This window comes from Bradyrhizobium sp. GCM10028915 (assembly GCF_042666195.1).
GTDB classification, from domain to species: Bacteria; Pseudomonadota; Alphaproteobacteria; order Rhizobiales; family Xanthobacteraceae; genus Bradyrhizobium; species Bradyrhizobium canariense_D.
Genome location: NZ_JBHTFN010000005.1, coordinates 207,786 through 231,402 on the forward strand (window position 1 = coordinate 207,786; position 23,617 = coordinate 231,402).

Annotated in this window: 24 protein-coding genes and 1 tRNA gene; 8 read left to right on the forward strand and 17 right to left on the reverse strand. The window is 63.9% G+C overall.

The annotated features are described in order from the left end of the window. Positions 1 to 3: 3 nt before the first annotated feature. From ACFQX9_RS04580 to ACFQX9_RS04630, 11 genes are all read right to left on the reverse strand, one after another. Entirely contained in the window at positions 4 to 2,478 is a 2,475-nt protein-coding gene (locus tag ACFQX9_RS04580; protein WP_085349228.1) for a DNA translocase FtsK, read from the reverse strand. 9 nt (positions 2,479 to 2,487) lie between these two features. Continuing rightward, on the reverse strand, positions 2,488 to 3,702 hold the full coding sequence (locus ACFQX9_RS04585) for an aminotransferase class I/II-fold pyridoxal phosphate-dependent enzyme (protein ID WP_162496342.1): 1,215 nt from the start codon (positions 3,700 to 3,702) through the stop codon (positions 2,488 to 2,490). Positions 3,703 to 4,012: 310 nt separating this feature from the next. Continuing rightward, complete coding sequence (locus tag ACFQX9_RS04590; protein ID WP_018459659.1) at positions 4,013 to 4,417, reverse strand: GFA family protein; 405 nt, start codon at positions 4,415 to 4,417, stop codon at positions 4,013 to 4,015. 119 nt (positions 4,418 to 4,536) lie between these two features. Then, positions 4,537 to 6,135: a caspase family protein gene (locus ACFQX9_RS04595; protein ID WP_085349280.1), complete on the reverse strand. Its 1,599-nt coding sequence runs from the start codon at positions 6,133 to 6,135 to the stop codon at positions 4,537 to 4,539. A gap of 205 nt (positions 6,136 to 6,340) precedes the next feature. Further along, on the reverse strand, positions 6,341 to 7,789 hold the full coding sequence (locus ACFQX9_RS04600; protein WP_085349226.1) for an ammonium transporter: 1,449 nt from the start codon (positions 7,787 to 7,789) through the stop codon (positions 6,341 to 6,343). A gap of 38 nt (positions 7,790 to 7,827) precedes the next feature. Beyond that, entirely contained in the window at positions 7,828 to 8,166 is a 339-nt protein-coding gene (locus ACFQX9_RS04605; protein WP_007598642.1) for a P-II family nitrogen regulator, read from the reverse strand. A 435-nt stretch (positions 8,167 to 8,601) separates the two neighbouring features. Further along, the gene (locus tag ACFQX9_RS04610; protein ID WP_018459663.1) at positions 8,602 to 9,204 is read right to left on the reverse strand and encodes an ATP-dependent Clp protease proteolytic subunit; all 603 of its coding nucleotides are present in this window, start codon (positions 9,202 to 9,204) and stop codon (positions 8,602 to 8,604) included. Positions 9,205 to 9,246: 42 nt separating this feature from the next. Next, positions 9,247 to 9,621: an SRPBCC domain-containing protein gene (locus tag ACFQX9_RS04615; protein ID WP_085349225.1), complete on the reverse strand. Its 375-nt coding sequence runs from the start codon at positions 9,619 to 9,621 to the stop codon at positions 9,247 to 9,249. Further along, positions 9,618 to 9,932, reverse strand: a complete 315-nt coding sequence (locus ACFQX9_RS04620; protein ID WP_377786801.1) for an ArsR/SmtB family transcription factor — start codon at positions 9,930 to 9,932, stop codon at positions 9,618 to 9,620. Before ACFQX9_RS04620 ends, ACFQX9_RS04615 begins: the two co-directional genes overlap by 4 nt. A 41-nt stretch (positions 9,933 to 9,973) precedes the next feature. Beyond that, entirely contained in the window at positions 9,974 to 11,275 is a 1,302-nt protein-coding gene (locus ACFQX9_RS04625) for an ammonium transporter (RefSeq protein WP_377786803.1), read from the reverse strand. Positions 11,276 to 11,399: 124 nt separating this feature from the next. Continuing rightward, positions 11,400 to 11,738 (reverse strand): P-II family nitrogen regulator, encoded by a 339-nt coding sequence (locus ACFQX9_RS04630; protein WP_007598647.1) that lies wholly within the window; start codon positions 11,736 to 11,738, stop codon positions 11,400 to 11,402. A gap of 238 nt (positions 11,739 to 11,976) precedes the next feature. On the opposite strand from ACFQX9_RS04630, the gene ACFQX9_RS04635 reads away from it, so the two are divergent. Continuing rightward, positions 11,977 to 12,867, forward strand: coding sequence for a DUF4339 domain-containing protein (locus ACFQX9_RS04635; RefSeq protein WP_085349223.1), 891 nt, complete (start codon positions 11,977 to 11,979; stop codon positions 12,865 to 12,867). A gap of 40 nt (positions 12,868 to 12,907) precedes the next feature. Here the strand turns inward: ACFQX9_RS04635 and tesB are convergent, their stop codons facing one another. Then, positions 12,908 to 13,771: an acyl-CoA thioesterase II gene (gene tesB, locus ACFQX9_RS04640; RefSeq protein WP_018459668.1), complete on the reverse strand. Its 864-nt coding sequence runs from the start codon at positions 13,769 to 13,771 to the stop codon at positions 12,908 to 12,910. Between the two features lie 139 nt (positions 13,772 to 13,910). Here tesB and ACFQX9_RS04645 point away from each other — a divergent pair, with 139 nt between their 5' ends. After that, positions 13,911 to 15,131, forward strand: coding sequence for a ubiquinone biosynthesis hydroxylase (locus ACFQX9_RS04645; RefSeq protein WP_085349222.1), 1,221 nt, complete (start codon positions 13,911 to 13,913; stop codon positions 15,129 to 15,131). A 118-nt stretch (positions 15,132 to 15,249) separates the two neighbouring features. On the opposite strand, the gene ACFQX9_RS04650 is transcribed toward ACFQX9_RS04645, so the two are convergent. Beyond that, positions 15,250 to 15,447 carry a Trm112 family protein gene (locus ACFQX9_RS04650; protein WP_007598651.1) on the reverse strand — a complete coding sequence of 66 codons (198 nt, stop codon included), beginning with the start codon at positions 15,445 to 15,447 and terminating at the stop codon, positions 15,250 to 15,252. Between the two features lie 61 nt (positions 15,448 to 15,508). Continuing rightward, complete coding sequence (locus ACFQX9_RS04655; RefSeq protein ID WP_018459671.1) at positions 15,509 to 16,039, reverse strand: TetR/AcrR family transcriptional regulator; 531 nt, start codon at positions 16,037 to 16,039, stop codon at positions 15,509 to 15,511. 104 nt (positions 16,040 to 16,143) lie between these two features. Between ACFQX9_RS04655 and ACFQX9_RS04660 the strand changes: the two genes are divergently transcribed. The 3 genes from ACFQX9_RS04660 to ACFQX9_RS04670 all read left to right on the forward strand — a co-directional run bounded on the left by ACFQX9_RS04660 (position 16,144) and on the right by ACFQX9_RS04670 (position 17,635). Beyond that, a complete protein-coding gene (locus ACFQX9_RS04660; RefSeq protein WP_018459672.1) occupies positions 16,144 to 16,494 on the forward strand; it encodes a hypothetical protein in 351 nt (116 codons plus the stop codon). A gap of 221 nt (positions 16,495 to 16,715) precedes the next feature. Further along, the gene (locus ACFQX9_RS04665) at positions 16,716 to 16,994 is read left to right on the forward strand and encodes a PepSY domain-containing protein (protein WP_007598654.1); all 279 of its coding nucleotides are present in this window, start codon (positions 16,716 to 16,718) and stop codon (positions 16,992 to 16,994) included. A 47-nt stretch (positions 16,995 to 17,041) separates the two neighbouring features. After that, on the forward strand, positions 17,042 to 17,635 hold the full coding sequence (locus tag ACFQX9_RS04670; RefSeq protein WP_085384733.1) for a cytochrome b/b6 domain-containing protein: 594 nt from the start codon (positions 17,042 to 17,044) through the stop codon (positions 17,633 to 17,635). A 231-nt stretch (positions 17,636 to 17,866) separates the two neighbouring features. On the opposite strand, the gene ACFQX9_RS04675 is transcribed toward ACFQX9_RS04670, so the two are convergent. Further along, complete coding sequence (locus tag ACFQX9_RS04675; protein ID WP_240543269.1) at positions 17,867 to 18,034, reverse strand: hypothetical protein; 168 nt, start codon at positions 18,032 to 18,034, stop codon at positions 17,867 to 17,869. Here ACFQX9_RS04675 and ACFQX9_RS04680 point away from each other — a divergent pair. Further along, positions 17,999 to 20,428 carry an EAL domain-containing protein gene (locus tag ACFQX9_RS04680; RefSeq protein WP_283806986.1) on the forward strand — a complete coding sequence of 810 codons (2,430 nt, stop codon included), beginning with the start codon at positions 17,999 to 18,001 and terminating at the stop codon, positions 20,426 to 20,428. The two genes, ACFQX9_RS04675 and ACFQX9_RS04680, sit on opposite strands and share 36 nt — an antisense overlap. A 12-nt stretch (positions 20,429 to 20,440) precedes the next feature. Here the strand turns inward: ACFQX9_RS04680 and ACFQX9_RS04685 are convergent, their stop codons facing one another. Next, complete coding sequence (locus ACFQX9_RS04685; protein ID WP_018459676.1) at positions 20,441 to 21,118, reverse strand: LON peptidase substrate-binding domain-containing protein; 678 nt, start codon at positions 21,116 to 21,118, stop codon at positions 20,441 to 20,443. A 31-nt stretch (positions 21,119 to 21,149) separates the two neighbouring features. Then, positions 21,150 to 22,073, reverse strand: a complete 924-nt coding sequence (gene trxA / locus ACFQX9_RS04690) for a thioredoxin (RefSeq protein ID WP_007598659.1) — start codon at positions 22,071 to 22,073, stop codon at positions 21,150 to 21,152. 276 nt (positions 22,074 to 22,349) lie between these two features. Between trxA and ACFQX9_RS04695 the strand changes: the two genes are divergently transcribed. Both ACFQX9_RS04695 and ACFQX9_RS04700 read left to right on the forward strand, forming a co-directional pair. After that, positions 22,350 to 22,424, forward strand: a tRNA-Gly gene (locus ACFQX9_RS04695). Between the two features lie 75 nt (positions 22,425 to 22,499). Next, positions 22,500 to 23,486 carry an NAD-dependent epimerase/dehydratase family protein gene (locus ACFQX9_RS04700; protein ID WP_377786809.1) on the forward strand — a complete coding sequence of 329 codons (987 nt, stop codon included), beginning with the start codon at positions 22,500 to 22,502 and terminating at the stop codon, positions 23,484 to 23,486. Positions 23,487 to 23,617 lie beyond the last annotated feature (131 nt).

Below are 23,617 nucleotides of genomic sequence, written 5' to 3' on the forward strand. Positions count from 1 at the left end.
GCCTCACATATGGCTGTCTTCTTCCTCGACCAGGATCTCGCGCTTGCCGGCGTGGTTGGCGGGTCCGACGATGCCCTCCAGTTCCATGCGCTCCATCAGCGATGCGGCGCGGTTATAGCCGATCTGCAGGCGGCGCTGGATATAGCTGGTAGAGGCCTTACGGTCGCGTTTGACGATCGCAACAGCCTGCGAGAACAAATCGCCGCCGCCATCCGCGCCCATGGCGGACGCGTCGAACACCGCGCCGTCCTCGTCTTCGCTGGGTTCTTCGGCCGTGACGGCTTCGAGATATTCCGGCTGTCCCTGCGTCTTGAGGTGGCGCACCACCTTCTCGACTTCCTCGTCCGACGCGAAAGGTCCGTGCACGCGGCTGATGCGACCGCCCCCGGCCATGTAGAGCATGTCGCCCTGGCCGAGCAGCTGCTCGGCACCCATCTCGCCGAGAATCGTGCGGCTGTCGATCTTGGACGTCACCTGGAAGGCGATGCGGGTTGGGAAGTTCGCCTTGATGGTACCGGTGATGACGTCGACCGATGGACGCTGCGTTGCGAGGATCACGTGCAGGCCGGCGGCGCGCGCCATCTGCGCGAGGCGCTGCACCGCGCCTTCGATGTCCTTGCCGGCGACCATCATCAGGTCGGCCATTTCGTCGACGATGATGACGATGTAGGGCAGCGGGTCGAGCGAGAGCTTCTCTTCCTCGTAGATCGCCTTGCCGGTTTCCTTGTCGAAGCCGGTGTGCACCGTGCGCGTCGGCTCTTCGCCCTTGGCCTTCAATTCGAGCAAGCGCGTGTTGTAACCGTCGATGTTGCGCACACCGAGCTTGGCCATGTTCTTGTAGCGCTCTTCCATCTCGCGCACGGCCCATTTCAGCGCGACCACCGCCTTCTTTGGGTCGGTCACGACGGGCGTGAGCAGATGGGGAATGCCGTCATAGACGGAGAGTTCGAGCATCTTCGGATCGACCATGATCAGGCGGCACTGGTCCGGGCGCAGCCGATAGACCAGGCTGAGGATCATGGTGTTGATGGCGACCGACTTGCCGGAGCCGGTGGTACCGGCGATCAGCATGTGCGGCGTGCGTGCGAGGTCGATGATGACGGGATCACCGCCGATGGTCTTGCCGAGGCAGAGCGGCAGTTTCGCAACCGAATCGACAGTCTCCTTGGCGACCAGCAGCTCGCGCAGATAGACCTTTTCGCGATGCGCGTTCGGCAGCTCGATGCCGATGGCGTTGCGGCCCGGCACGACGGCGACGCGCGCCGACAGCGCGCTCATCGAACGGGCGATGTCGTCGGAAAGTCCGATCACGCGCGACGATTTGATCCCCGGCGCCGGCTCCAGCTCGTACAGCGTGACCACGGGACCCGGATGGGCCTTCACGATCTCGCCGCGAACGCCGAAATCCTGCAGCACGCCTTCGAGCGCGCGCGAATTGGTTTCCAGCTCGGCCTTGCTGAGCGGCTGGCGATCGCCGGCCTTGGGCGCGGCCAGCACCGACACGGACGGAAGCTCGAACTTGTCGGAAGATTTCTTGGAAGCAGCCTTTGGAGCAGCCTTCTTGCGCGGCGCGCGCGCGGCGGGCTCCTCCTCCTCTTCCTCCTCGTGGTCTTCTTCGTGCTCGTCCTCGTCGTGCTCGTCTTCGGACTGCGGCGAGATCGGCGGCGCGGCGCGGCCGCCACCGAGCTTCGGCTCCTGACGGCTGAAGGCAACGGCCTTGGTCTTCGGTCCGCTCGAGACCAGCGAGCGGTAGGCCGCGCCAAGCAACCAGATCAGCCGTGCCTTCGTGCTCATCAAGGCGTGGAACAGCCAGCCCAGCGATACCGAACCGCGATCGCTCTCCTCGTCCAGGTCGAGCGGCTTGTCATCGTCCTCGATCTCAGCGAGTTCGTCGTCATGCTCGCGTGCGCCTAGGCCGCAGGCGATCAGGAAGGTCGCCGCCATCGCGGCGAACAGGATCGTGCCGAGCACGATGCGATAGATCATGCCCGGCGGTCCGAAGATCACCGCGGGCGCGCGAACCAGGGCATCGCCGACCACGCCGCCGAGGCCTGTCGGCAGCGGCCAGGCGCCGCCATGTGGCCAGCAGCTGACGAAGCCCGCCGCGATCACCGTGCAGAGAATCCAGCAGCCGAGCCGCAGCGCCTCGCGGTCGAACGGGCGATGGGTCAGCATGCGCCAGCCCCAGACCGCGACGGTCAGGACCAGCATGATCGCGCCGAGCCCGAGGATCTGCATCGCAAGGTCGGCGCCGATCGCGCCGGCATAGCCGAGAATATTGCGGATCGGCCGCGACGTTGCGTGGCTGAGGCTGGGATCCTGCACTGACCAGGTCATCAGCGCCGCCGAGGCGACGCCCGACAATGCGATCAGGCCGAGACCGCTGAGCTCGCGCACGCGCCGCGCCAGCCCCTCGCGGATCGAGGGCGGCAGATGGCTGACCAAGGGAACGACACGTTCGATTGTCGACATGCTCATGGGCCCCGCCTAACCCAGAGTCTCGACCAGGCGGTGCAGCGCCTGCGCCGTGGTCTCGCCATCCTGCACCAGCGCAAGGCGAATGTAGCCTGCGCCGGGATTGAAGCCGTCGGGCTGGAGCCGCGCCAGATAGCTGCCGGGCACCACGCGCACGCCTGCTTCCTTGAAGAGTTTCAGGCACACAGACACATCGTCGCCGATTTCGGACGTGTTGAGCCAGACGCAGAAGCCGGCATCGGGCCGGCGATAGCCGTAACGATTGCCGATGATCTGGTCGGCGAGATCGAACTTGATGCGGTAGAGCCTGCGGTTCTCCTCGACATGCGCCTCGTCGCCGTAAGCAACGGTCGCGACATGCTGCAACGGGACCGGCACCTGCGGCGCCGCGATGTTGCGCAATTCGAGGAACATGCCGATGAGTTTTTTGTCGCCGGCGGCGAAGCCGACGCGCAGGCCCGGCAGGTTCGAGCGCTTGGACAGCGACTGGAACGCGACCACGCGGGTGAAATCAGGGCCAGCGCATTCGAGCGCGCTGCCGGGCGCTTCGCGGGTGTAGATCTCCGAATAGCACTCGTCGCTGAGGATCACGAAGCCGTAGCGGTCGGCGAGCTGCTTCAGGCGAATGAAATAATCGCGCGAGGCCACCGATCCCTGCGGGTTGGCGGGCGAGGCCAGATAGAACGCCACCGTGCGCGCCAGCGTCGCCTCGTCGATGGCGTCGAGATCGGGCAGGAAGCCGTTCTCGGCGGTGGTCGGCAGGTAGACCGGCTCGCAAGCAGCGGCGCGGGCGCCGGCGCCATAGACCGGATAGAACGGGTTCGGCATCAGGATCGCGGGCTTGCCGGGACGCGGGCCGACATAGCGCGCAGCCGCGATGGCGGCGAGGAACAGCCCCTCGCGGCTGCCATTGAGGACGAGAATCTCGCTCTCGGGATTGAGCGGTCGCGGCAGCTTGAAACGCGACGACAGCCAGGCGCCCGCGGCCATGCGGAACGGGTCGGTGCCCTTGTTCGCGGGGTAACGGCCGAAATCGGCGATGTGCTTGGCCAGTACCGGGCCGACGAAATCAGGCACCGGATGCTGCGGCTCGCCGACGGCAAGCGAAATCAAAGGCTTGCCGGGCTGATGCGGTGCCAGCAGCTCGTTCAGCCGGACGAAGGGAGAGCGTTCGCTATCGGAGCTTCCACTGTCCTGCGGCGCACGGGATGAAGCGGTCATAGCCATTCTGGACGCCAGCACTCTTGGAACAGCCGGTCGCAGCACGGCGCCGGCGGGAAGCGGTTCAGTTCACCATAGATAGGGCGAGGTTAAGACGCGATTAACCATCGGTCGCCGCCTCGGTCCAGAGCAGGAATAATGAGGCCACGGGCGGCTCTCGGAGCTGGTCATGCCATTGCGAGAGGGTGGACGTCTTGGCGATGTCATGGCCGGGCCTGTCCCGGCCACCCACGGCCTTTCCGACGGCGTCCAAGAACGTGGATGCCGGGACAAGCCCGGGCATGACGGCTTATGACAGCTTTGGCGGATAGGCGCCCTAATGCCCCGGCAGCTTCTCGAATGTCGCCATGCCCGCGGGGATCGCGTGGAAGTCCTGCTTGTCGCAGGTGTAGATCGCCATCTGCGGATGGAACTGCGCAGGTTCGTCCAGCGTGCCGACCTTCAGGATCGCCGCCGGCAGGCCGGGAACCTTGGTCACCAGATGGGTCCCGCATTGAGCGCAGAATTCGCGCGTGACGGCGCGTTCGAGGTCCTTGCGCGCGAATTGCTTGGGTTGCCCGGTGATGTAGCTGAAGCCAGCCGCCGGCATCGCGATGAAGGTGTTGGGCGCGCCGCCCGAGATGTACTGGCACTCGCGGCAATGACACTGCGCCTGCATCATCGGGTCGCCCTCGGCGACATAGCGCACTTCGCCGCAATAGCATCCGCCTTCCAAACGCATGACGACCTCCCGATTGTTGTTTCTTGTGGTCGATATTTCTGCGCGGGCGGTGTGGAATGGCAATCTTTTTCTTTCGCCTGGACGGACCAAGACAGACCTCCTGCAGCCGGTTCGTGCATCTATCTCTTGGCAAGTCCGCAGCCGTTGAATCCCCGGCCGCGCCAGCACCCGCTGCTCATGCACTCGGCTTCCAGCCGTGGACAAGCGGTTGAAGCGCAATCCGCGCGGCCACCCATACCGACGCATGCCGTGGCGCACCTGCTTCGCATGAACGAACAGCTCATGCCGCTTCCGGTCTGCCGCGGTTGCCCTGCTCCGGCCTGATCTGGCGGCAGCACGGCCGTCTTGTCCTCGCGCTTGGGCGCCCGCTTCGAATCAGGTTGGCCCGGACTTGCAGCGGGGCTCTGTGTCGTCAGCTTGGAGAGTTCCATCCGACACGGTCGGCTGGTATCGGTGCGGACGCCGGCGCCGGTGGTTCCTTTCAGCTCGAGTGCGAGCTTGTACTGATAGGGCGCGCCGGCTGTGCGGCGCAGCGGATCCTTCTCGCCAATCAGCCCGTTGACGGTGACAGTCGCGCTGCCATCCGCTTCAATCTTCCCGTCATAGATTGTGGCACCGGGCTTGCCCTCTTCCCCGGAGAGAGTGTGCAGCACGCCATCCTTGACGCGCAGGGCATACTGGAAATAGGCCTCGGGAAATGGGGGCTTGTTCTCGCAAGTCTCCTTCGCGATCCAGGTTCCATCGAATGCGGTTACGCGCTTGGCGGTGTCTGATGGTTTCGCCAAGGTCTCGACGCGCGATTTCGCCAGATCTGCGAACGCGCAGGCCGGGAAGCGTGCGAGGTGATCCTTGAATGCCGCGAGCGTTCCCAGCGCTTCCGCGCTACGCCAATGGTCTCCGGCCTCCGCGCAGGGATCGACCTGAGGCGTCGCAGGCGACAACGCCGCCGTTTCGGGCTTGCCGTTCAGGTAGAACTCGCCGAAGAACGACAGCGACAGCTCCGGCACTTGTGAGCCTTTGGAGCGCTGGTAGACGCCGGCGCTGATCGTTTGAAATACCGTGTTGACGTTGCCCTTGTCGCCGATGTGCTCCAGGAACGCGCTGGTATAGGGGCTGTTGCGGCCGCTGCCGTCGTCGGCGGTCCGGCCGGCCTGTGTCGCATAGGAAATGATAGTGCCCTCGGGACTTTCCATCTTGGCGAGGCCGCGTGAGACGGTGACGCCGCGTCCCTGTCCGACGTTTCGCCGCAACTCGTCGGCAAATGGATTGTCGCGGCAGGCGTCGAGCACGAGGATGCGCAGGTTCTTGGCCTGCTGCAGATCCGCCAGGATCTCGTCGGCGCGCACGAGACGGCGCAGATCGACCTCGTCGCGGACGACGGCATCGACAGGCACCAGATAGTTGACGCCGGCGAACTGGAGCGCGTGCCCGCTGTAATAGAACAATGCGACATCGGCGCCGCGGGCCTCGCGCGCGAAGCGAAGAATGGTGTCCTGCATGGCGGACTGGTCGAGGTCGGTCGCGACCACAGGATCGAACCCCGATCGCTTGAGGGCCGCGCCGACATCGGCCGCATCGTTGGTCGGATTGGCGAGCGTGGGAACGTTTCGGTAGGCGCCGTTGCCGATCACCAGCGCGACGCGCTTGTCCGCGCGGGCCTCGAGGCTCGACAAAGCGAGCAACAGGAAACACCAGACCAGGCAATAGGGCAGACGCATGAAATCCTGCTCCAAACGGGGAGCATGATATTCAGCAAGCTCGCAGCAACGCAATTTAACTTATGACGGCCCAGCGGCACGGGACCAAAAAGAAAGGGGCTCCAACTTGCGCTGGAGCCCCTCAACGGTCGGGACATTGCCGGGTATGTGCCCCAAACCGTAGTTGTGAGCGCGACCTCCGGGGAGGCCGCGCCCGGGAGGAGACTTACATGTTGTAGGCGCGCTCGGTGTGCTCGGTGATGTCGAGGCCTTCACGCTCGCTCTCGACATTGGCGCGGAGGCCAACGATCACATCGACGACCTTGTAGAGGATCGCCGAACCGATACCCGACCACACCAGCGTGGTGCCGACGCCCCAGACCTGGGAGACCATCTGCGCCGCAAAGTCGTAATCGGCTACCTTCGGCGGGATCGCGGTATAGTCGATGATGCCCGCACCACCCAGCGCCGGATTGACGAGGATGCCGGTGCCGAGGGCGCCGACAATGCCGCCGACGCAGTGCACGCCGAACACATCGAGGCTGTCATCGTAGCCGAGCGCGTTCTTCACGACCGTGCAGAAGAACAGGCAGACCACGCCGACCACGAGGCCGAGGACGATCGCACCCATCACGCCGGAGAAGCCGGCGGCAGGCGTGACGGCCACGAGGCCCGCGACAGCGCCGGAGATGACGCCGAGCACCGACGGGTGACCCTTGATGATCCACTCCGCGAACATCCACGACAGCGCGGCGGCTGCGGTGGCGACGAAGGAGTTGGTCATGGCGAGGGCTGCGCCGCCGTTGGCTTCGAGGTTGGAGCCGGCGTTGAAGCCGAACCAGCCGACCCAGAGCAGCGAGGCGCCGATCATCGACATCGTCAGCGAGTGCGGAGCCATCAGCTCCTTGCCGTAGCCGACGCGCTTGCCGATCAGCAGGGCGCCGACGAGGCCTGCGATGCCGGCGTTGATGTGCACCACGGTGCCGCCCGCGAAGTCGATCGCGCCCTTCTTGAAGATCCAGCCTGCGTCGGCGTTGATCTCGTCGAGCTTGGCCTGCGCCGCGGTCTTCGCCGCGCCATCAGCCGCAGCAGCCAGAGCCTTGGCTGCGTCCTGGATCATGTCCGGGCCGGGCCAGTACCAGACCATGTGCGCGATCGGGAAGTAGATCAGCGTGACCCAGAGCGGGACGAAGAGCGCGAGCGCCGCGAACTTCATGCGTTCGGCGAAGGCGCCGACGATGAGGGCGGGCGTGATCGCCGCGAAGGTCATCTGGAAGCACATATAGATGAGCTCCGAGATGTTGGCGTCGACCGAGAAGGTCGCGGCCTTCGAGTCGGTGGTGACGCCCATCATGAAGGCCTTGGAGAAGCCGCCGATGAAGTCGGAACCGCCGGTGAAGGTGAGGCTGTAGCCGTACACGGCCCAGATCACGGTGACGACGCAGACGGTGTAGAACACCTGCATCAGGACGGAGAGCATGTTCTTGGAACGGACGAGGCCGCCGTAGAACAGCGCGAGGCCGGGGATCGTCATCAACAGCACGAGCACTGTCGATGTCAGCATCCAGGCGTTGTCTCCCTTGTTGACCGTTGGCTCGGCGTAGGCTGCGGTCGCAGCGAACAGGCCGACTGCGAGAGCCGCCAATCCCGCGCCATAGGGACGCTTAAACGTCATTTCATTTACTCCTGATTGAATTTTGATTGAGCGCGAAATCAAAGGGCCGCAGCATCGGCCTCGCCGGTGCGGATGCGAACCGCATGGTCGAGATTGATGACGAAGATCTTGCCGTCGCCGATCTGTCCGGTTTTCGCGGCGGTCGTGATGGCGTCGATGGTCTTGTCGACCTGGTCGGAGGCGACAGCGACCTCGATCTTGATCTTGGGCAGGAAGCTCACGGCATATTCGGCGCCGCGATAGATTTCCGTATGGCCCTTCTGGCGGCCATATCCCTTGACTTCCGTCACCGTGAGACCGTGAACGCCGATGGCGGTCAGGGCGTCACGGACTTCTTCCAGCTTGAATGGCTTAATAATCGCCATAACAATTTTCATGGGTCCTATCCCCGCTTGGGCCCGGTCCGGACGTGGCCGGGCGCTTCTCGACTGGTTCGCCACGAGGGAGAAAGTTCACTACGCGGGCACAGCCAGGACCCTTAGAATCAAATGCCGTGCCAGATCGGGCGTGTTGCCTAACGGACTATGAAAACGGGTGTTTTCGCGTTTGACGCGTAGTGCGGTGCAGTGCGCCATTACGCCGCGCTCAATACCTGACCATGCCTGATTAAAATAAAGGCACGACAGGCTGTCGACACATTGGTGCTCACACGTAGGGCAGCAGAAAGGTATTTCCGTAAGGCGCACGCCTATTGCAGGGCTTGTCGTGCCGCGAAATATCGGGCCCCTCGCACTTGTGCTCACGGAATGCGCGCAACCGGCCAACCTGCTTGAGCGGGCGAGACTTGCCGGACGGGTCCCCGGCAGAGACCGTCAGGCGGCGCTGCGTTCCGCGAAGACCCGGTCGATCAGCCCCCAGTCGACCGCCTGCTGCGCGGTCATGAAATGGTCGCGGTCCAAGGTCCGTTCCACGTCCGGTTCGGGGCGCCCGCAATGCTGGGCATAGAGCCGGATGATGCGCCGCTTGGTTTCCTGCATTTCGGTGGCGTGGATCAGGATGTCGGACGCCTGGCCCTGAAAGCCGCCGAGCGGCTGATGCACGTGAAGGCTCGCATTGGGCAGGGCGGCGCGGTGACCGGGCTCGCCGGCCATCAGCAGAAACGAGCCCATCGAGCGCGCGGTGCCCATGCACAGCGTATGCACCGGCGCCTTGATGAATTGCATGGTGTCGTACATCGCAAGGCCGCTGGTGACCACGCCGCCATAGGAATTGATGTAGAGATTGATCGGCTTGTTCGGATTCTCCGCCTCCAGAAACAGGAGCTGCGCGCAGACCAGTCCGGACATCGCATCATTGACCTCGCCATTGAGGAAGATGATGCGCTCGCGCAACAGGCGCGAATAGATGTCGAAGGATCGCTCGCCGCGGGCGGATTGTTCGACGACCATAGGGACGAGCTGAAGCATGTCGCGCATCGGCGACCTCCATTTTCTGCGGGTGATGAAGTGGTGTTGGTGTCAGGCGGCCGCGCGCATCAGGCAGCCATTGCTGTTGGCCGGCTGCGGCAGCTTCATACGGATCTCGCAGGCTTGCTGGATGATGCGAAAGCGGGTGCCGCCGTCCTCGTTCGGCTCGATCCGGAAGATGACATGGGTTTCGCGAAACGGCGGTTCGGAATCGCGAAGCCGGTAGCGCACCTCCTGGCCCGGGATCGCTGATTCCGGCTCGGCGCCCGCAAGATCGCAATCCGGCAACCAGCGCTCGCGCAAAGCCGGAATGGTCACCGCGCGCCAGACCTTGGCCGGCGGCGCATCGAATTCATATTCGAGCACCAAGTCTGTTTTGAGCGCCAAGTCTGCGTCGGAGGGATCAGGCTTCACGGCGTCGCTCATTGATCCATCTCCTTCAAGAGATCGGCGAGGGCATCCATGCGTTTCGGCCAATAGGCGCGGTAGCGCGCAAGCCAGGCCCCGATCGCGGAGATTCCTTCGGGATCGACTTCGTAACTCACAAAGCGGCCCTGCCGCTGTTCGCGCACCAGGCCCGCGCCGCGCAGCACCGCGAGATGCTGCGACATCGCCGGTTGGCTGATCTCCAATCCGTCGCGCAAGGCGCTGGCATTCAGGCTTCCGCCGGCAAGCTTCTCAAAGACCTTGCGGCGGGTCGGGTCGGCCAGCGCTTTGAAGATGTCGGCTTCGATCATGGCGACACATAAGCATACGCTTATGTGTTGCGCAAGCCCAATTACTGCAGCGCCTCGCCGTGCTGCGAAATATCCAGCCCCTCGAGTTCGTGCTCGCGGGAGACCCGCAACGGCACGAACAGACCGACCAGCTTGAGCAGGACGAAGCTCATGCCTGCCGACCAGACGAAGGTGACGGCGACCCCGTAGAGCTGGATAAGAAGCTGCTGCGGATGGCCTTCGAGCAGGCCGGCGGTGCCGCCGATCGCGCTCGTTGCGAACACGCCGGCCAGCAGGGTCCCGGTCATCCCGCCGATGCCGTGGACGCCGAACACGTCGAGCGAATCGTCATAGTCGAAGCGGTGCTTCAGCCAGGTGCAGGCCCAGTAGCAGACGAGGCCTGCGATCACGCCGATGACGATGCCGTGCCAGGGCGCCACGAATCCCGAGGCCGGCGTGATGGTGCCGAGCCCGGCCACTGCGCCGGAGATCATGCCGAGCACGGACGGCTTGCGCCGCGTCGACCATTCGATCGCGCCCCAGGTCAGCGCGCCGGAGCAGGCTGCGAGATGGGTCGCGATGATCGCCAGCACCGCGCGCGAATTGGCTGCGCCCGCCGAGCCGCCGTTGAAGCCGAACCAGCCGACCCACAACAGGCCGGTGCCCATCACCGCAAGCGACAGATCGAACGGCGAGAGATTTTCGGTGCCGTAGCCGTGACGGCGTCCCATCACCTTCGCCGCGACGAGGCCGGCGGTGCCGGCCGACAGATGCACCACGAGGCCGCCGGCGAAATCCAGCACGCCCATTCCGGCGAGGAAGCCGCCGCCCCACACCCAATGCGCGAGTGGAATGTAGACGAAGATGAACCAGGCCACGGAAAAGAGGAGATAAGCGGAGAACCGCATCCGGTCGGCCATCGCGCCCGCGACCAGCGCCACCGTGATGATCGCAAACGTCATCTGGTACAGCATGAACAGCGCTTCCGGGATCGTCTTCGCCGCCGGGTTGACGCTGTCCATGGTCATACCGGAGAGAAACCAGCGGTCGAGCGTGCCGATCCACGGGCCGTCGCCGACGAAGCACAACGAATAGCCGAACGCGACCCAGAGAATGGAGATGATCGTCACTGCGGCGAGGCTCTGCGCCATGGTGGCGAGGACGTTCTTCTTGCGCACCATGCCGGAATAGAACAGCGCGAGCCCCGGGATCGTCATCATCAGCACCAGCGCGGTGGCGACGATCATCCAGGCGGTGTCGGCAGTGTTGATCTCGGAGCCCGCGGCACGCGCCGGCGAAGCCATGATCGACCCAAGCCCGATCGGCGCGGCGATAGCAGCCGCGCGGCGCAACAATCCCGCCATGTCGTTTCCCCCAGCTATTGATTGTGTCGCACGCGTGGCGCCGTTGCCCGGTGCGATCGAAGAAGAGCGTTGTCGAGCGAAGCGGTTACCGGTTCGCGAAAAGAAAACGCGTCAAAGCAAAAATCTAGAGCGCGTCGCTGTCGGTCTCGCCGGTGCGAATGCGGGTCGCGTGATCGATCGGCGTGACGAAGATCTTGCCGTCGCCGATCTGGCCGGTGCGCGCGGTCGCGGTGATGACCGCGACGGCCTTCTCGGCGATATCGGAGGCAACCGCGATCTCGATCCGCAGCTTCGGCAGGAAATTCACGACATATTCGGCGCCGCGATAGATCTCGGTGTGGCCCTTTTGGCGGCCATAGCCCTTCACTTCGGTCACGGTCATGCCGTGGACGCCGATCGCCGTCAGGGCCTGACGGACCTCATCGAGCTTGAAGGGTTTGATGATCGCGACGACGAGTTTCATGGTCAGGCCTATTCCCCGGGATGCGCCGCGCCGTATGTCCCCGGCGCAGCGTCAATCTGGCATCTTTCCGGGCAAATGGCATAAAAAACTTGCAGATTGAAGCGGAAAATCGTTGGGCCATGTGAACGGCCGCCTCTGTACAGGGCAGCCGTTCATCCTCCACAATGCGTTTTTGGCATGGATGCGATGAACCCAAGCGTCGCGGCCGGTACAAAACTATGTTCGAGGGGGACGCTTCATGGCGAGTTGGTTCTACGCATCCGAGGGCAAGCAGCAGGGGCCCTATCCGGAAGGGCAATTCCGTGACCTCGTCGCCCAGGGAGTCGTGCGTCCGGATACGCTGGTGTGGTCGGAGGGCATGGCCGGCTGGCAGAAGGCGGCCGAAATCCCCGGCCTGATCGGCGGGGGCGGTGCGCCCCCGATGATGCCGGCTGGCGGCCCGCCGATGATGGGCTCCGGGGGCTACGGCGGCGGTGGCGCCGGAGGATCGCTGGCGGTCGATTTCGGCATCCTCGAGTTCACCTGGCGCAGCATCGTGATGCTGATCGGCATGTGCTTCATCATCCCGGTGCCGTGGGTGTTCGTCTGGTACACGAAATGGATCGTGTCCTGCGTGAAGGTCCCCGGGCGGCCCAATCTCAGCTTCACCGGCAATGCGATGGCGCTGGTGCCCTGGTATTTCGGCTTCATCGTTCTGGCGGTCGTGATCGGCTACATCGGCGTTCCCTTGCTGAGCAATTTGCTGTTCATCGCCCAGCTCGTTCTGTACTGGCTCCTGATCAAATGGATGGTCGCGAATCTCGCCTCCAATGGGCAGCCGCTCGGCCTGAGCTTCACCGGCACGGTTTGGGCCTATGTCGGCTGGAGCCTGCTGTTCGCGATTTCCATCATCACCATCATCGGCTGGGCCTGGGTCGCCGCGGCTCAGATGCGCTGGTTCTGCCGCAGCATCGAAGGCACGCGGCGCGAGATCGTGTTCAACGGCAGCGGTCTCGGGATTCTCTGGCGGGGCATCGTGGCCGCATTCCTGTGCGGCTTCATCATCCCGATCCCGTGGGTCTATCGCTGGATCATGAACTGGTTCGCGTCGGAGACGGTTCTGGCTCCGCGGGGATCGCTCCGGGCCTGACCTCGAAAGGCACAAGCGCGATCGATCGTGCTTGTGCCTCTTAGGCTCTCCGTTCGCGCACCGAGCCTTCCTGCGCGACGGAGGCCACCAGCGTGCCGTCAGGCTTGAAGATCGAGCCGCGGGTCAAGCCGCGGCCGCTTCGCGCGCTCGGCGAATCCTGTGCGTAGAGCAGCCATTCGTCGGCGCGGAACGGGCGGTGAAACCACATCGCGTGGTCGAGGCTCGCGGGCATCATGCGCTTGTCGAACAGGGTGCGGCCGTAGCGCGCCATAATCGCATCGAGCAGCGAGAAGTCCGACGCATAGGCCAGCGCGCACATGTGCAGCGCCGGATCGTCCGGCAGCGTTGCCGCGGTCTTGATCCAGACATGGATGCGGCCGTCCTCGATCCTCTCACCGAAATAACGGCCGAGCTCGACCGGGCGCAGCTCGATCGGACGGTCGGATTCATAATAGCGGCGGATGAACTCCGGCATCTCCTTGAACATCGGCTGCTTCGCGACTTCCTCCGCCGTCAGCTTTTCCGGCGGCGGCACGTCGGGCATCTTGTCCTGATGATCGAACGCGCTCTCTTCCTCCGCGTGGAACGACACCATGATCGAGAAGATCGCGTTGCCATGCTGGATCGCGGTGACGCGTCGCGTCGAGTAGCTCTTGCCGTCGCGCAGGCGCTCGACCTGATAGATGATCGGGATCTGCGGATCGCCCGGCAGGATGAAATAGCAATGCAGCGAATGCGGCAGCCTGCCCTCGACGGTGCGGCACGCTGCAACCATCGCCTGTCCGATCACCTGGCCGCCGAACACCCGCTGCCAGCTGGTCTTCGGACTGTTGCCGCGGAACAGATTCACCTCGAGCTGTTCGAGGTCGAGGATCGAGATGAGGTCGATCAGGCTCTTGGACATGGATTTCAGCTTTCGCCTTGCCGCCCCGGGGTTCGCTGCTCCGGATTGACACAATGGGGGCTGTCCGCCCTTGTTTCACCGCACTGTTTCGCCCACCTCAAGTCTGCTAGCAAGGCCAGGATTTAGCCGGGAATTGGGTATGTCGGTACAGGGTAGCATTGTCATCGGTGGCGGCGCGTTTGCGGGCCTGGCGCTGGCCCTGGCGCTGCGCCAGGGGCTCGGCCCCGAGATCCCCGTCATCGTCGCCGACCCCGCGCTCTCCACACGTCCGAGCCGGGACCCGCGCGCGACCGCGATCGTGGCCGCCTGCCGCCGCCTGTTCGAGGCGATCGGCGCCTGGGACGACGTCAGGGGCGAGGCGCAGCCGATCCTCGACATGATCGTCACCGATTCCAAGCTGGAAGACGCCACCCGTCCGGCGTTCCTCAACTTTGCCGGCGACGTCGCGCCGGGCGAGCCCTTCGCGCATATGGTCGAGAACCGCCGCCTGATTGATGCGCTGGTGGTGCGCGCCGAGGCCGAGGGCATCGATCTCCGCGCGACCACAGTGTCGTCTTACGACGCGCGGGCCGAAGGTATCGACGTGACGCTCGGTGATGGCAGCGTGATTGCAGCGAGCCTCCTGGTTGCGGCCGACGGTGCGAAGTCGAAACTGCGCGAGCGCGCCGGCATCGCCACCCACGGCTGGGAATATGATCAATCCGGCATCGTCGTCACTGTCGGCCATGAGCGCGATCACGAAGGCCGCGCCGAAGAGCATTTTCTGCCGGCGGGTCCGTTTGCTATCCTGCCGCTTTCGGGCAAGCGCTCCTCGCTGGTATGGACCGAGCGCCGCAGCGAAGCCGCGCGTATCATTGCGTTGAGGGATGAGGAATTTCACGGCGAGCTCGAGCAGCGCTTCGGCCTGCATCTCGGCGAGGTGAAGGTGCTCGACAAGCCGCGCGCGTTTCCGCTGTCCTATTTCGTCGCACGCTCCTTCATTGCCCAGCGCCTCGCGCTGGTCGGCGATTCCGCCCACGTCATCCACCCAATCGCGGGCCAGGGTCTCAACATGGGGCTGAAGGACGTCGCCGCGCTGGCCGAGGTCGTGGTCGATGCCGCGCGGCTCGGCATGGATATCGGCGGCGTCGACGTGCTCGAACGTTATCAGCGCTGGCGCCGCTTCGACACCATGGCCATGGGCGTTGCCACCAACTCGCTGAACTTCCTGTTCTCCAACCAGTCCACCTTGCTGCGCACCGTCCGCGACATCGGCCTCGGCCTCGTCGATCGCGCCCCGCCGCTGAAGAATCTTTTTATCCGCCAAGCCGCGGGTTTGACCGGTGAGATACCGCGGCTGTTGAAGGGCGAGGCGCTGTAGGATTTTCGGTAGCCCGGATGGAGCGCAGCGTATTCCGGGGCCGCTGCGTCATACGAGGAACCCCGGATTTCCCTGCGCTCCATCCGGGCTACAAGTTTCTCATCGGACCACAAGTCCCTCAATCGATCTTGCGGGCCTCTTCCGGCAGCATGATCGGGATGCCGTCGCGGATCGGATAGGCGAGCTTGGCGCTGCGCGAAATCAGCTCCTGCTTTGCAGAATCGAACTCCAGCGGACCCTTGGTCAGCGGGCAGACCAGAATCTCCAGCAATTTGGGATCGACGCTGGCTTCGGGGCGTTCGGTGGGCGCGTTCATGGGGGTCTCCGACGGTCGGTTGCCTCTAGCATAAAAAATCGTAGCAGCCCATCGCGTCGCCTCAAGCGGCAACCATCCGCAGAATCTCGTCGAGCAGGCCCTCAAGCCGCGCGGCCGGCGCTGGCGGGCCCGACAGGGCGAAGCCGAGAAACGTCCAGTACAGGATTTGCGCGCGGGCTCGCGCTGTCGCCGCCTCGAACCCGCGCTTCCTCAGCAGCTCCTCGATATAGTCGAGCCTGCGCCGGTCGATGGCACGCACCGCCGTTTGTGCCGCCGCATCGAAGGCCGCCCAGTTCCGCACCGCGCGCTCGAGGTCGAGCCGCGCGCCAAAAGTCCTGCGCAGCAGCGCTTTCAGCGGCTCGTCGCTGTCCGCCTCGACATCGGCGATGATCTGCTCGGCCGCGATCTCGCGCCAGCGCTTCAAGAGAGCAGCATGGAACGCGCCGAGATCGGCGAAATGCCAATAGAAGCTGCCGCGCGAGACCCCCATGGCTTTTGCCAGCGGATCGGCCTTCAGCGCGGTGAAGCCGTCTCTCGCGAGCGCCTTCAGGCCCTGTTTGATCCAGTCGTCGGCGGTCAGCTGTTCGGCCATATCGGGTTCCGGATGCAAACATACACTAGTGTATTGACAGCCGGCAGGCCAGCGCCTATCTCACCATACACAACTGTATGGACCAGATGCAGGGAGCTTTGCCGATGCGTGATCTCTTGCTCCAGTGCGCCGGGGTCTTGACCATTGCCGTGGCCCTCATTCATGGCATTCTCGGCGAGACCAAGGTCTTTGCCCGCGCCCGCATCGAGCCGGAGCGGCTCCGCACCCTGATCCGCCTGGTCTGGCAGGCCTCGACCGTCGCCTGGATCGGCGGCGGTGTGCTCCTGATCGCGGCGCCCTGGATGCAATCGGAGCCAGCGCGTCACTGGATCGTCGTCACCATGGCCGGTGTGTTCGGCTTCTCCGCTCTCGCCAACGCATGGGCCACAAGCGGCCGGCATTTTGGATGGATGGCGCTCACCGCCGTCGTCGTCATGGCGGTCGCCGGCTACTGAGCTTGCGCGTCGGGATCAGCCTGCTGTCAAACCGTGAGACGTAAGGCCGCAGTGTCGTCTCAAATCCGCGCTGCATACGGAGAGCGCTGAACTTTTTCGGATCGTTAGAATAACTCTAAAGCGAACTGGCCGCGAACCGCATTGACTTCATCATGTGCTTTGCTTCCTTCGGTCCCGCTTCGCCTGCCGGCGCAGCGCCCACGACAGAAGAGGAGACGTTCGTGAAGGTTATTCGTGTTGTTGCCGTTGCATTGACGATCGGGATTGGCATGGGATCGGCAGCCTTGGCCGATGGTTTCAAGGACTGCACCAAGCTCGACAAGGCGTCGTGGAAGCCGGCGAGCGACGCCGAAGCCAAGGCCAAGGCGCTCGGCTACGAGGTGCGGCGCTCCAAGATCGAAGGCTCGTGCTACGAGGTCTACGGCGTCAAGGAAGGCAAGCTTTACGAGCTGTTCTACAGCCCAGAAGATCTCAGCCTGAAGCACACGATTGCGAAGTAGACCGCGCGAAGTGTCTGCGCAATGCTACGCCTGAGGGTGGTCCTCGCTTGATCGAAGAAACGGTGCCGCACGCACGCGGGGGGTCCGACCGGACCCCCGCGGATCGAACCGCCGCGCGGACAGTCGCGGTCTGGGACCTCCCGCTGCGGCTCTGGCACTGGGCGCTCGCGGCTTGCGTTCTGGCCGCGTGGTTCACGCCGACCGTCTATGACGGACTTCACCGCATCGTCGGTTATGCCGTACTCGGCCTTCTTGCGTTCCGTCTGGTCTGGGGTTTTTGGGGAAGCCGCTATTCGCGCTTTCGCATGGTCGGCGTCAGACTTCGGGCCGCGCCGGGTTATCTCTGGAATCTGCGCCGCGGCATCACCGGCCGCTATATCGGTCTCAATCCAGCCGGCACGTTGATGCTGGTGGCGCTGCTGGTCTCGCTGGCGGTCTCGACGATCACGGGCGCGATGTCGGTGACGGTGACCTTTTTCGGGGTCTGGTGGGTCGAGGACACCCACCACTATTCATCGGATGCGGTCATCGTCCTGGTCGTGCTGCACGTCTTGGGCGTGCTGATGATGGGACGCCTCCAGCGCGAGAATCTGATCAGCGCGATGATCACTGGACGTAAGCGCATCCGTCATCACCTCTAGAGCACTATTGGTTCTGATTGTGTCAGAACCGAAGCTTCGGTTCGGCGCGTCTCCTCCCCGCCAATCGGTGTCGCCTTCCTCCGCTCCAGGCCTCGCTGCCGGTTCCAGAGTGCTCTCGGTTGGCTCTACGAGCGGTGGCGCGCATTGTCCTGCGCGGGCGCGCCGCCAGATTTCAAATTGCACTGACCACGTTAAGCAACCAATAAGCATGCAATCAGGCGTTGCACAAAATTAACGCGAAGGCGGATTAGCACGGACACTATCGGCAATATCCACGATGGAGCGGCTGGGATGTTTCGGGTTTTCGGTTGCCTTGCTGTCGAGCACGATTGGCGGCTTGTCCTGCTCGCCGGTCTGGTCTGCTTGCTCGCGAGTAGCGTCGCGGTCAGTATCTTTCATCGTGCGATCGTGGCGCCCGCAAGAACCCGGTTGATCTGGATCGGGATTGCCGGCGCTGCCATCGGATATGGGATCTGGGCAACGCATTTCGTCGCGATGCTCGCCTACGAACCCGGCGTTACGACCGGCTACGGCATCGTACTGACGGCGCTTTCGCTTGCTACGGCAATGCTGTTGACGTCGGGCGGCTTCGGCATTGCGGCCGGCTATTCCGGCCGGTGGCGCGCCGCGGCAGGCGGTGTCGTCATTGGCGGCGGCATCGCGAGCATGCACTATCTCGGAATGTGGGCACTTGAAGTGCCGGGCCGCGTCACCTGGTCGCTGGATCTGGTGTTTGCCTCGGTCATTCTGGGCATGTGCCTCGGCTGTGCCGCCCTCGTTGTTGCAGTCAGGTACAAGAACTCCTGGGGCGCACTGTTGGCGGCAGTCCTGCTGACCCTTGCTATCGTCTCGCATCACTTCACGGCGATGGGTGCCGTGCAGATCGTTCCAGATCCGACGCGTTCAACCGACAGTCTGTCGCTTTCGCCGACTTTCCTCGCTCTCGCCATCGCCGGCGTGGCACTATCTGTACTTGGGATGAGCCTGATCGGCGTACTCGCCGACCGCCGCCTGGCAAGTAGAACCAGCAAATTCGAGGAGATCATCAGCCAGCTTTCGATCGCCCGGCAGCAGCTCGAAGGCTCGCAGAGAGAGTTGCAGGATCAGACGCTCAGGCTGGACACCGCGATCAACCACATGGTTGAGGGCCTTTGCATGTTTGATGCCGAGAAGCGGCTTGTCGTCTGCAACGAGCGCTACGCCCGACTCTATCGACTGCCGCCGGAACTGCTGCGGACGGGGACGTCGCACACCGACATCATCAGGCATCGCATTGTGAACGGAATCCTCAAGGGCGATCTCAGCGAGGGGGCTGCCGAGCAATTCATCTCGAAGCTGGCCGCGCTGCCGTTCGATGCGGTCTCAAGCAGGATCGACGAGTTTGCCGACGGCCGGTTGATCTGCGTGACGCGGCAGCCAATGGCCGGTGGCGGATGGGTTGCCACACATCTCGATGTGACCGAGCAGCGCCGGTCTGAGGCCAAAATCACTCATATGGCGCAACATGACGCGTTGACCGATCTGCCCAACCGCGTGCTGCTCAGGGAGCGGATGGAGCATGCCATCGCAGTTACTCGCAACGGTGGCGTCGACTTGGCCGTGCTCATGCTCGACCTCGACCGCTTCAAGGAAGTCAACGACACGCTTGGACATCCGGCGGGGGATTCCCTGCTCCGCGCCGTCGCCGCGCGCCTGCGCGAATGCACCACCGAAACCGCGTTGATCGCTCGACTGGGCGGCGACGAGTTCGCAGTGATCGATTACGTCACCAATCCAGCCGTGGAGGCTGCCGGCCTGGCCGAGAGCATCGGAAGGGCGCTTTGCGAGCCCTTCGATCTCGGCGATCACCGGGTCACGGTCGGCACCAGCATCGGAATCGCCATCGCGCCGCGCGATGGCAGCGATTCCGACGTGATCATGAAGAGCGCGGATCTCGCCCTCTACTCCGCCAAAAGTGGCGGACGTGGCGCATACCGCTTCTTCGAGCCGGAACTCGACGAGCTCATGCACGCGCGACGCAACCTGGAGCACGATATGCGGGATGCCCTTGCCGATCGTCAGTTCGAGCTCCACTATCAGCCGTTCGTCAGCGCCGCTACCGGCGAGACCCGCGGCTTCGAGGCCCTGCTCCGCTGGCATCACCCACAGCGAGGACTGGTCACGCCGAGCGAATTCATCCCGCTTGCGGAGGAGACAGGCCTTATCGTGCCGCTGGGAGAATGGGTCTTGCGGACCGCCTGTGCGGAAGCCGCCAATTGGCCTGCGCATGTCAGGATCGCTATCAACCTATCTCCCGCTCAATTCAGGAGCAAGGAACTCGTTGCTGTCATTGTCGGCGCGCTGGCGAGTTCGGGAGTGGCGCCACACAGGCTCGAGCTCGAGGTCACCGAGACGGTGATCATGCACGATAGCGAGGCTGCTTTCGCGGTGCTCGGACAATTGCGCGAGCTTGGCGTGCGAGTTGCCCTGGACGATTTCGGCACCGGCTATTCGTCTCTGAGCTTTCTGCAGAGATTCCCGTTCGACAAAATCAAGATCGACCGCAGTTTCGTCAGCGAACTATCCAGCCCGAGCGCAGAGGCGCACCATCTTGCGCGGGCAGTGGTTCGTTTTGCTGTCAGCCTCGGCAAGATAACGACCGCCGAAGGCGTCGAAACGAAAGAGCAGCTGGACATCCTCCGTGAGGAAGGCTGCGTCGAAACACAAGGCTACTATTTCAGCCGGCCGATGCCTGCATCCAGCATCACCAGCATGCTGCGGCGAGGTGCCGAAGCGGCCTACCACGCTGCATGAGCATTCCTACCCTCACTGCAGCGGCGGATCGCCGCTGGTGCGCTTCTTCGCGAGGTCCATCTCGGTCACCGCGATCAAAATTTCGGCGCGGGTCTTCAGGTCGGGCGCTTCCAGCATCGCCTGCTTCTCGGCCACGCCATAGGGCGACATCATCGCCAGCGCGTTGACGAGTGCTTCGTTGGGAGCGGTCTCGACGCCCTCCCAGTCAACCTTGAGGTTGTTGGCCTTCAGAAAGTCCGCCAGCACCGTCAGCAGTGCTTCGCGATCGACCTCCTCCTCGCCCATGCGCGGCGTGAAGTCGTCGACGAAGGCAAAGAAATCCACCTTGCACTGCCGGTAGGCGGTGAGAACCTCAAGCTCCTCGACGACCTTGAAGCGCGAGACACCGGTGAGCTCGAGGATGTAGCGGCCGTCGCCGGATTCCGCGAGCTGGGTGATGCGGCCGACACAGCCGACACGGAACAGCGCCGGCTTGTCGGAATTCTTGGGCGAATGCGCGATGTCGGGCTGGATCATGCCGATCAAGCGATGGCCGTCGCGAAAGGCATCGTCGATCATCGCGAGGTAGCGCGGCTCGAAGATGTTGAGCGGCATCTGCCCGCGCGGCAGCAGCAGCGCGCCCGGCAGCGGAAACACCGGAAGGATCTCCGGAAGGTCGGCGGGCCCGCGATATTCGATGTTGATCGGCATCTGCCGGGTCCCCTGGCCTTGCCAGCGCGCGTCAGGAAAACAGGATGATCGACAAGCGCTTGCGTCCCTCGACGGTTGCATCGTCCGTGCCGCCCCAGGCCTCGAAGAACTGTACCAGCTGCTTGCGGGCGCCGTCGTCGTTCCATTTGCGGTCGCGCTTGACGATCGCGAGCAGCTGCTCGGTGGCCGCTGCCCGGTTGCCTTGCGCGTTGAGCGCGATCGCGAGGTCGAATCGGGCCTGATGATCGAGCGGGTTTGCGGCGACTTTCTGTTCCAGCTCGGCGACGGGCCCGAGCTGTTCCGCCTGCTCGGCCAGATCGATCGCGGTCTGCACGGCTTTCACAGCCGGGTCGTTGCGCTTGGATTCCGGGACCATGGCGAGCGTCTGCTTGGCCTGCTCCATCGCGCCGGAGACGGCGTAGCATTTCGCGAGCCCGGCGAGGGCCGCAATGTTGGTCGATTCGAGCTGCAACACCTCCGCGTAGATCTGGGCGGCCGCGGCGGCATCGCCCTCTGCGAGCACGGCCTCGGCTTCCTGGAGGATCTCCGCGATATTCGGCTCACCCGGCGCGGTCACGCCCTTGGTCAGCTTCTCGATGAAGGCGTTGAGCTGGCTCTCCGGGACCGCACCCATGAAGCCGTCGGCCGGCTGGCCGTTGACGAAGGCGATCACCGCCGGAATCGACTGGATGCCCATCTGGCCCGGGATCGCCGGGTGCTGGTCGATGTTCATCTTGACCAGCTTGACCTTGCCCTTGGCGGCCTTGACCGCTTTTTCCAGCAAGGGCGTGAGCTGCTTGCAGGGGCCACACCACTCCGCCCAGAAGTCGATCAGCACCGGCTGGCGCTTCGATTCCTCGATGACGTCCTTCACGAAGGTCTGGGTAGTCGTGTCCTTGATCAGATCGGCGGCAGCCGGGCCCGCTGCTCCGTTACCCTGGTCGATGATCGTCACGGGATCCCCTCGTCTGATGTCTGGAATTGGCGGGTCTTTAGCACGTCGCCAATTCATATGCTTCGCTGTTGGCCCTAAATTGGGCCGGGACGGCCGAATTTCAATCCGTGTGGGCCGATTCGCCGGTTCCGGAGCCTTTTTTGGGGCATTTGGCCGCGTTCGGGTCCATATCGGGCCTCCGATTGCGCATCTATGCCGCCGGTAGCTGTTGCATTCCCCTCCCGCTTTTGGCATACGACAGCCGTTGCCGGCGCAGTCATGCGACCGACACAGGATGCGGGTGTAGCTCAGTGGTAGAGCACGACCTTGCCAAGGTCGGGGTCGAGGGTTCGAGCCCCTTCGCCCGCTCCAATTTTCTCCCAAAGCATCCAGTGAGCCGGACGGGCACGTGGTTTTCCACGCCTCTGGCGGCCGTTTGAGTCTCGAATGACAATTCTGGTCACAGGCAGCGCGGGCCATCTCGGCGAGGGTCTTCTCCGCACGCTCCGCGGGCGCGATTCGTCTGTGCGTGGGATTGACCTGAAGCCATCGCCCTTCACCGATGCCGTGGGCTCGATCGTCGATTCCGACTTCGTCCGGGCCCAGATGGACGGCGTCACCGCGGTGATCCACACTGCGACCCTGCACAAGCCGCATGTGGCGACCCACAGCAAGCAAGTCTTTGTCGACACCAACGTCACCGGCACGCTCAACCTGCTTGAAGCGGCCGTGGCCGCCGGCGTGCGCAGTTTTGTCTTTACCAGTACCACCAGCGCGTTTGGCTCGCAGCTTCGCCCCGAGGCGGGCCAAGCCGCGGTGTGGGTCACCGAGGACCTGCCGCCGATTCCGAAGAACATCTACGGCACGACCAAGCTGATGGCTGAGACTCTCTGCGAGCTGTTCTGTCGCGAGCGCGGCCTGCCTGTCGTGGTCTTGAGGACCTCGCGCTTCTTCCTGGAAGACGATGACGATCCGGCGATGCGGTCGGCTTACGCGCCGGAGAATGCGCAGGCCAACGAGCTGCTCTATCGCCGGCTGGATATCGCGGACGCGGTGAGCGCCCATCTGCTCGCCGCCGAGCGCGCGCCGGACATCGGGTTTGCCCGCTACATCCTGTCGGCCACGAGCCCGTTCGAGCAGCGCCATCTCGCCGCACTGGCGCGCGACGCGGCCGGTGTGGTGCACGAGCTCTGTCCGGATTGTGCGGAGCTCTATGCGGCGCGAGACTGGCGGCTGTTCCCCGCGATTGACCGCGTCTATGTCAACGAGCGCGCGCGGCACGAACTCGGCTGGCGGCCCGAATTCGACTTTGCGCATGTCCTGAAATGCCTTCGCGATGACCGCGATTTTCGCAGCACGCTGGCGCGCGATGTCGGGTCGAAAGGCTATCATGAGACGATTTTCGACGATGGTCCTTACCCCGTCGCCCCGTAGCCGCCACCTTTGCTAATTCGCTCGATTCGTCAGATGTCTACCCGGAGTCACCGGCAGCAAGATGGCCGGAGCCGTTCTACTTTGCATGGGGTTGTTTTCGCGTTTTTTTGTTCCAGACCTCCTGCTGCCTG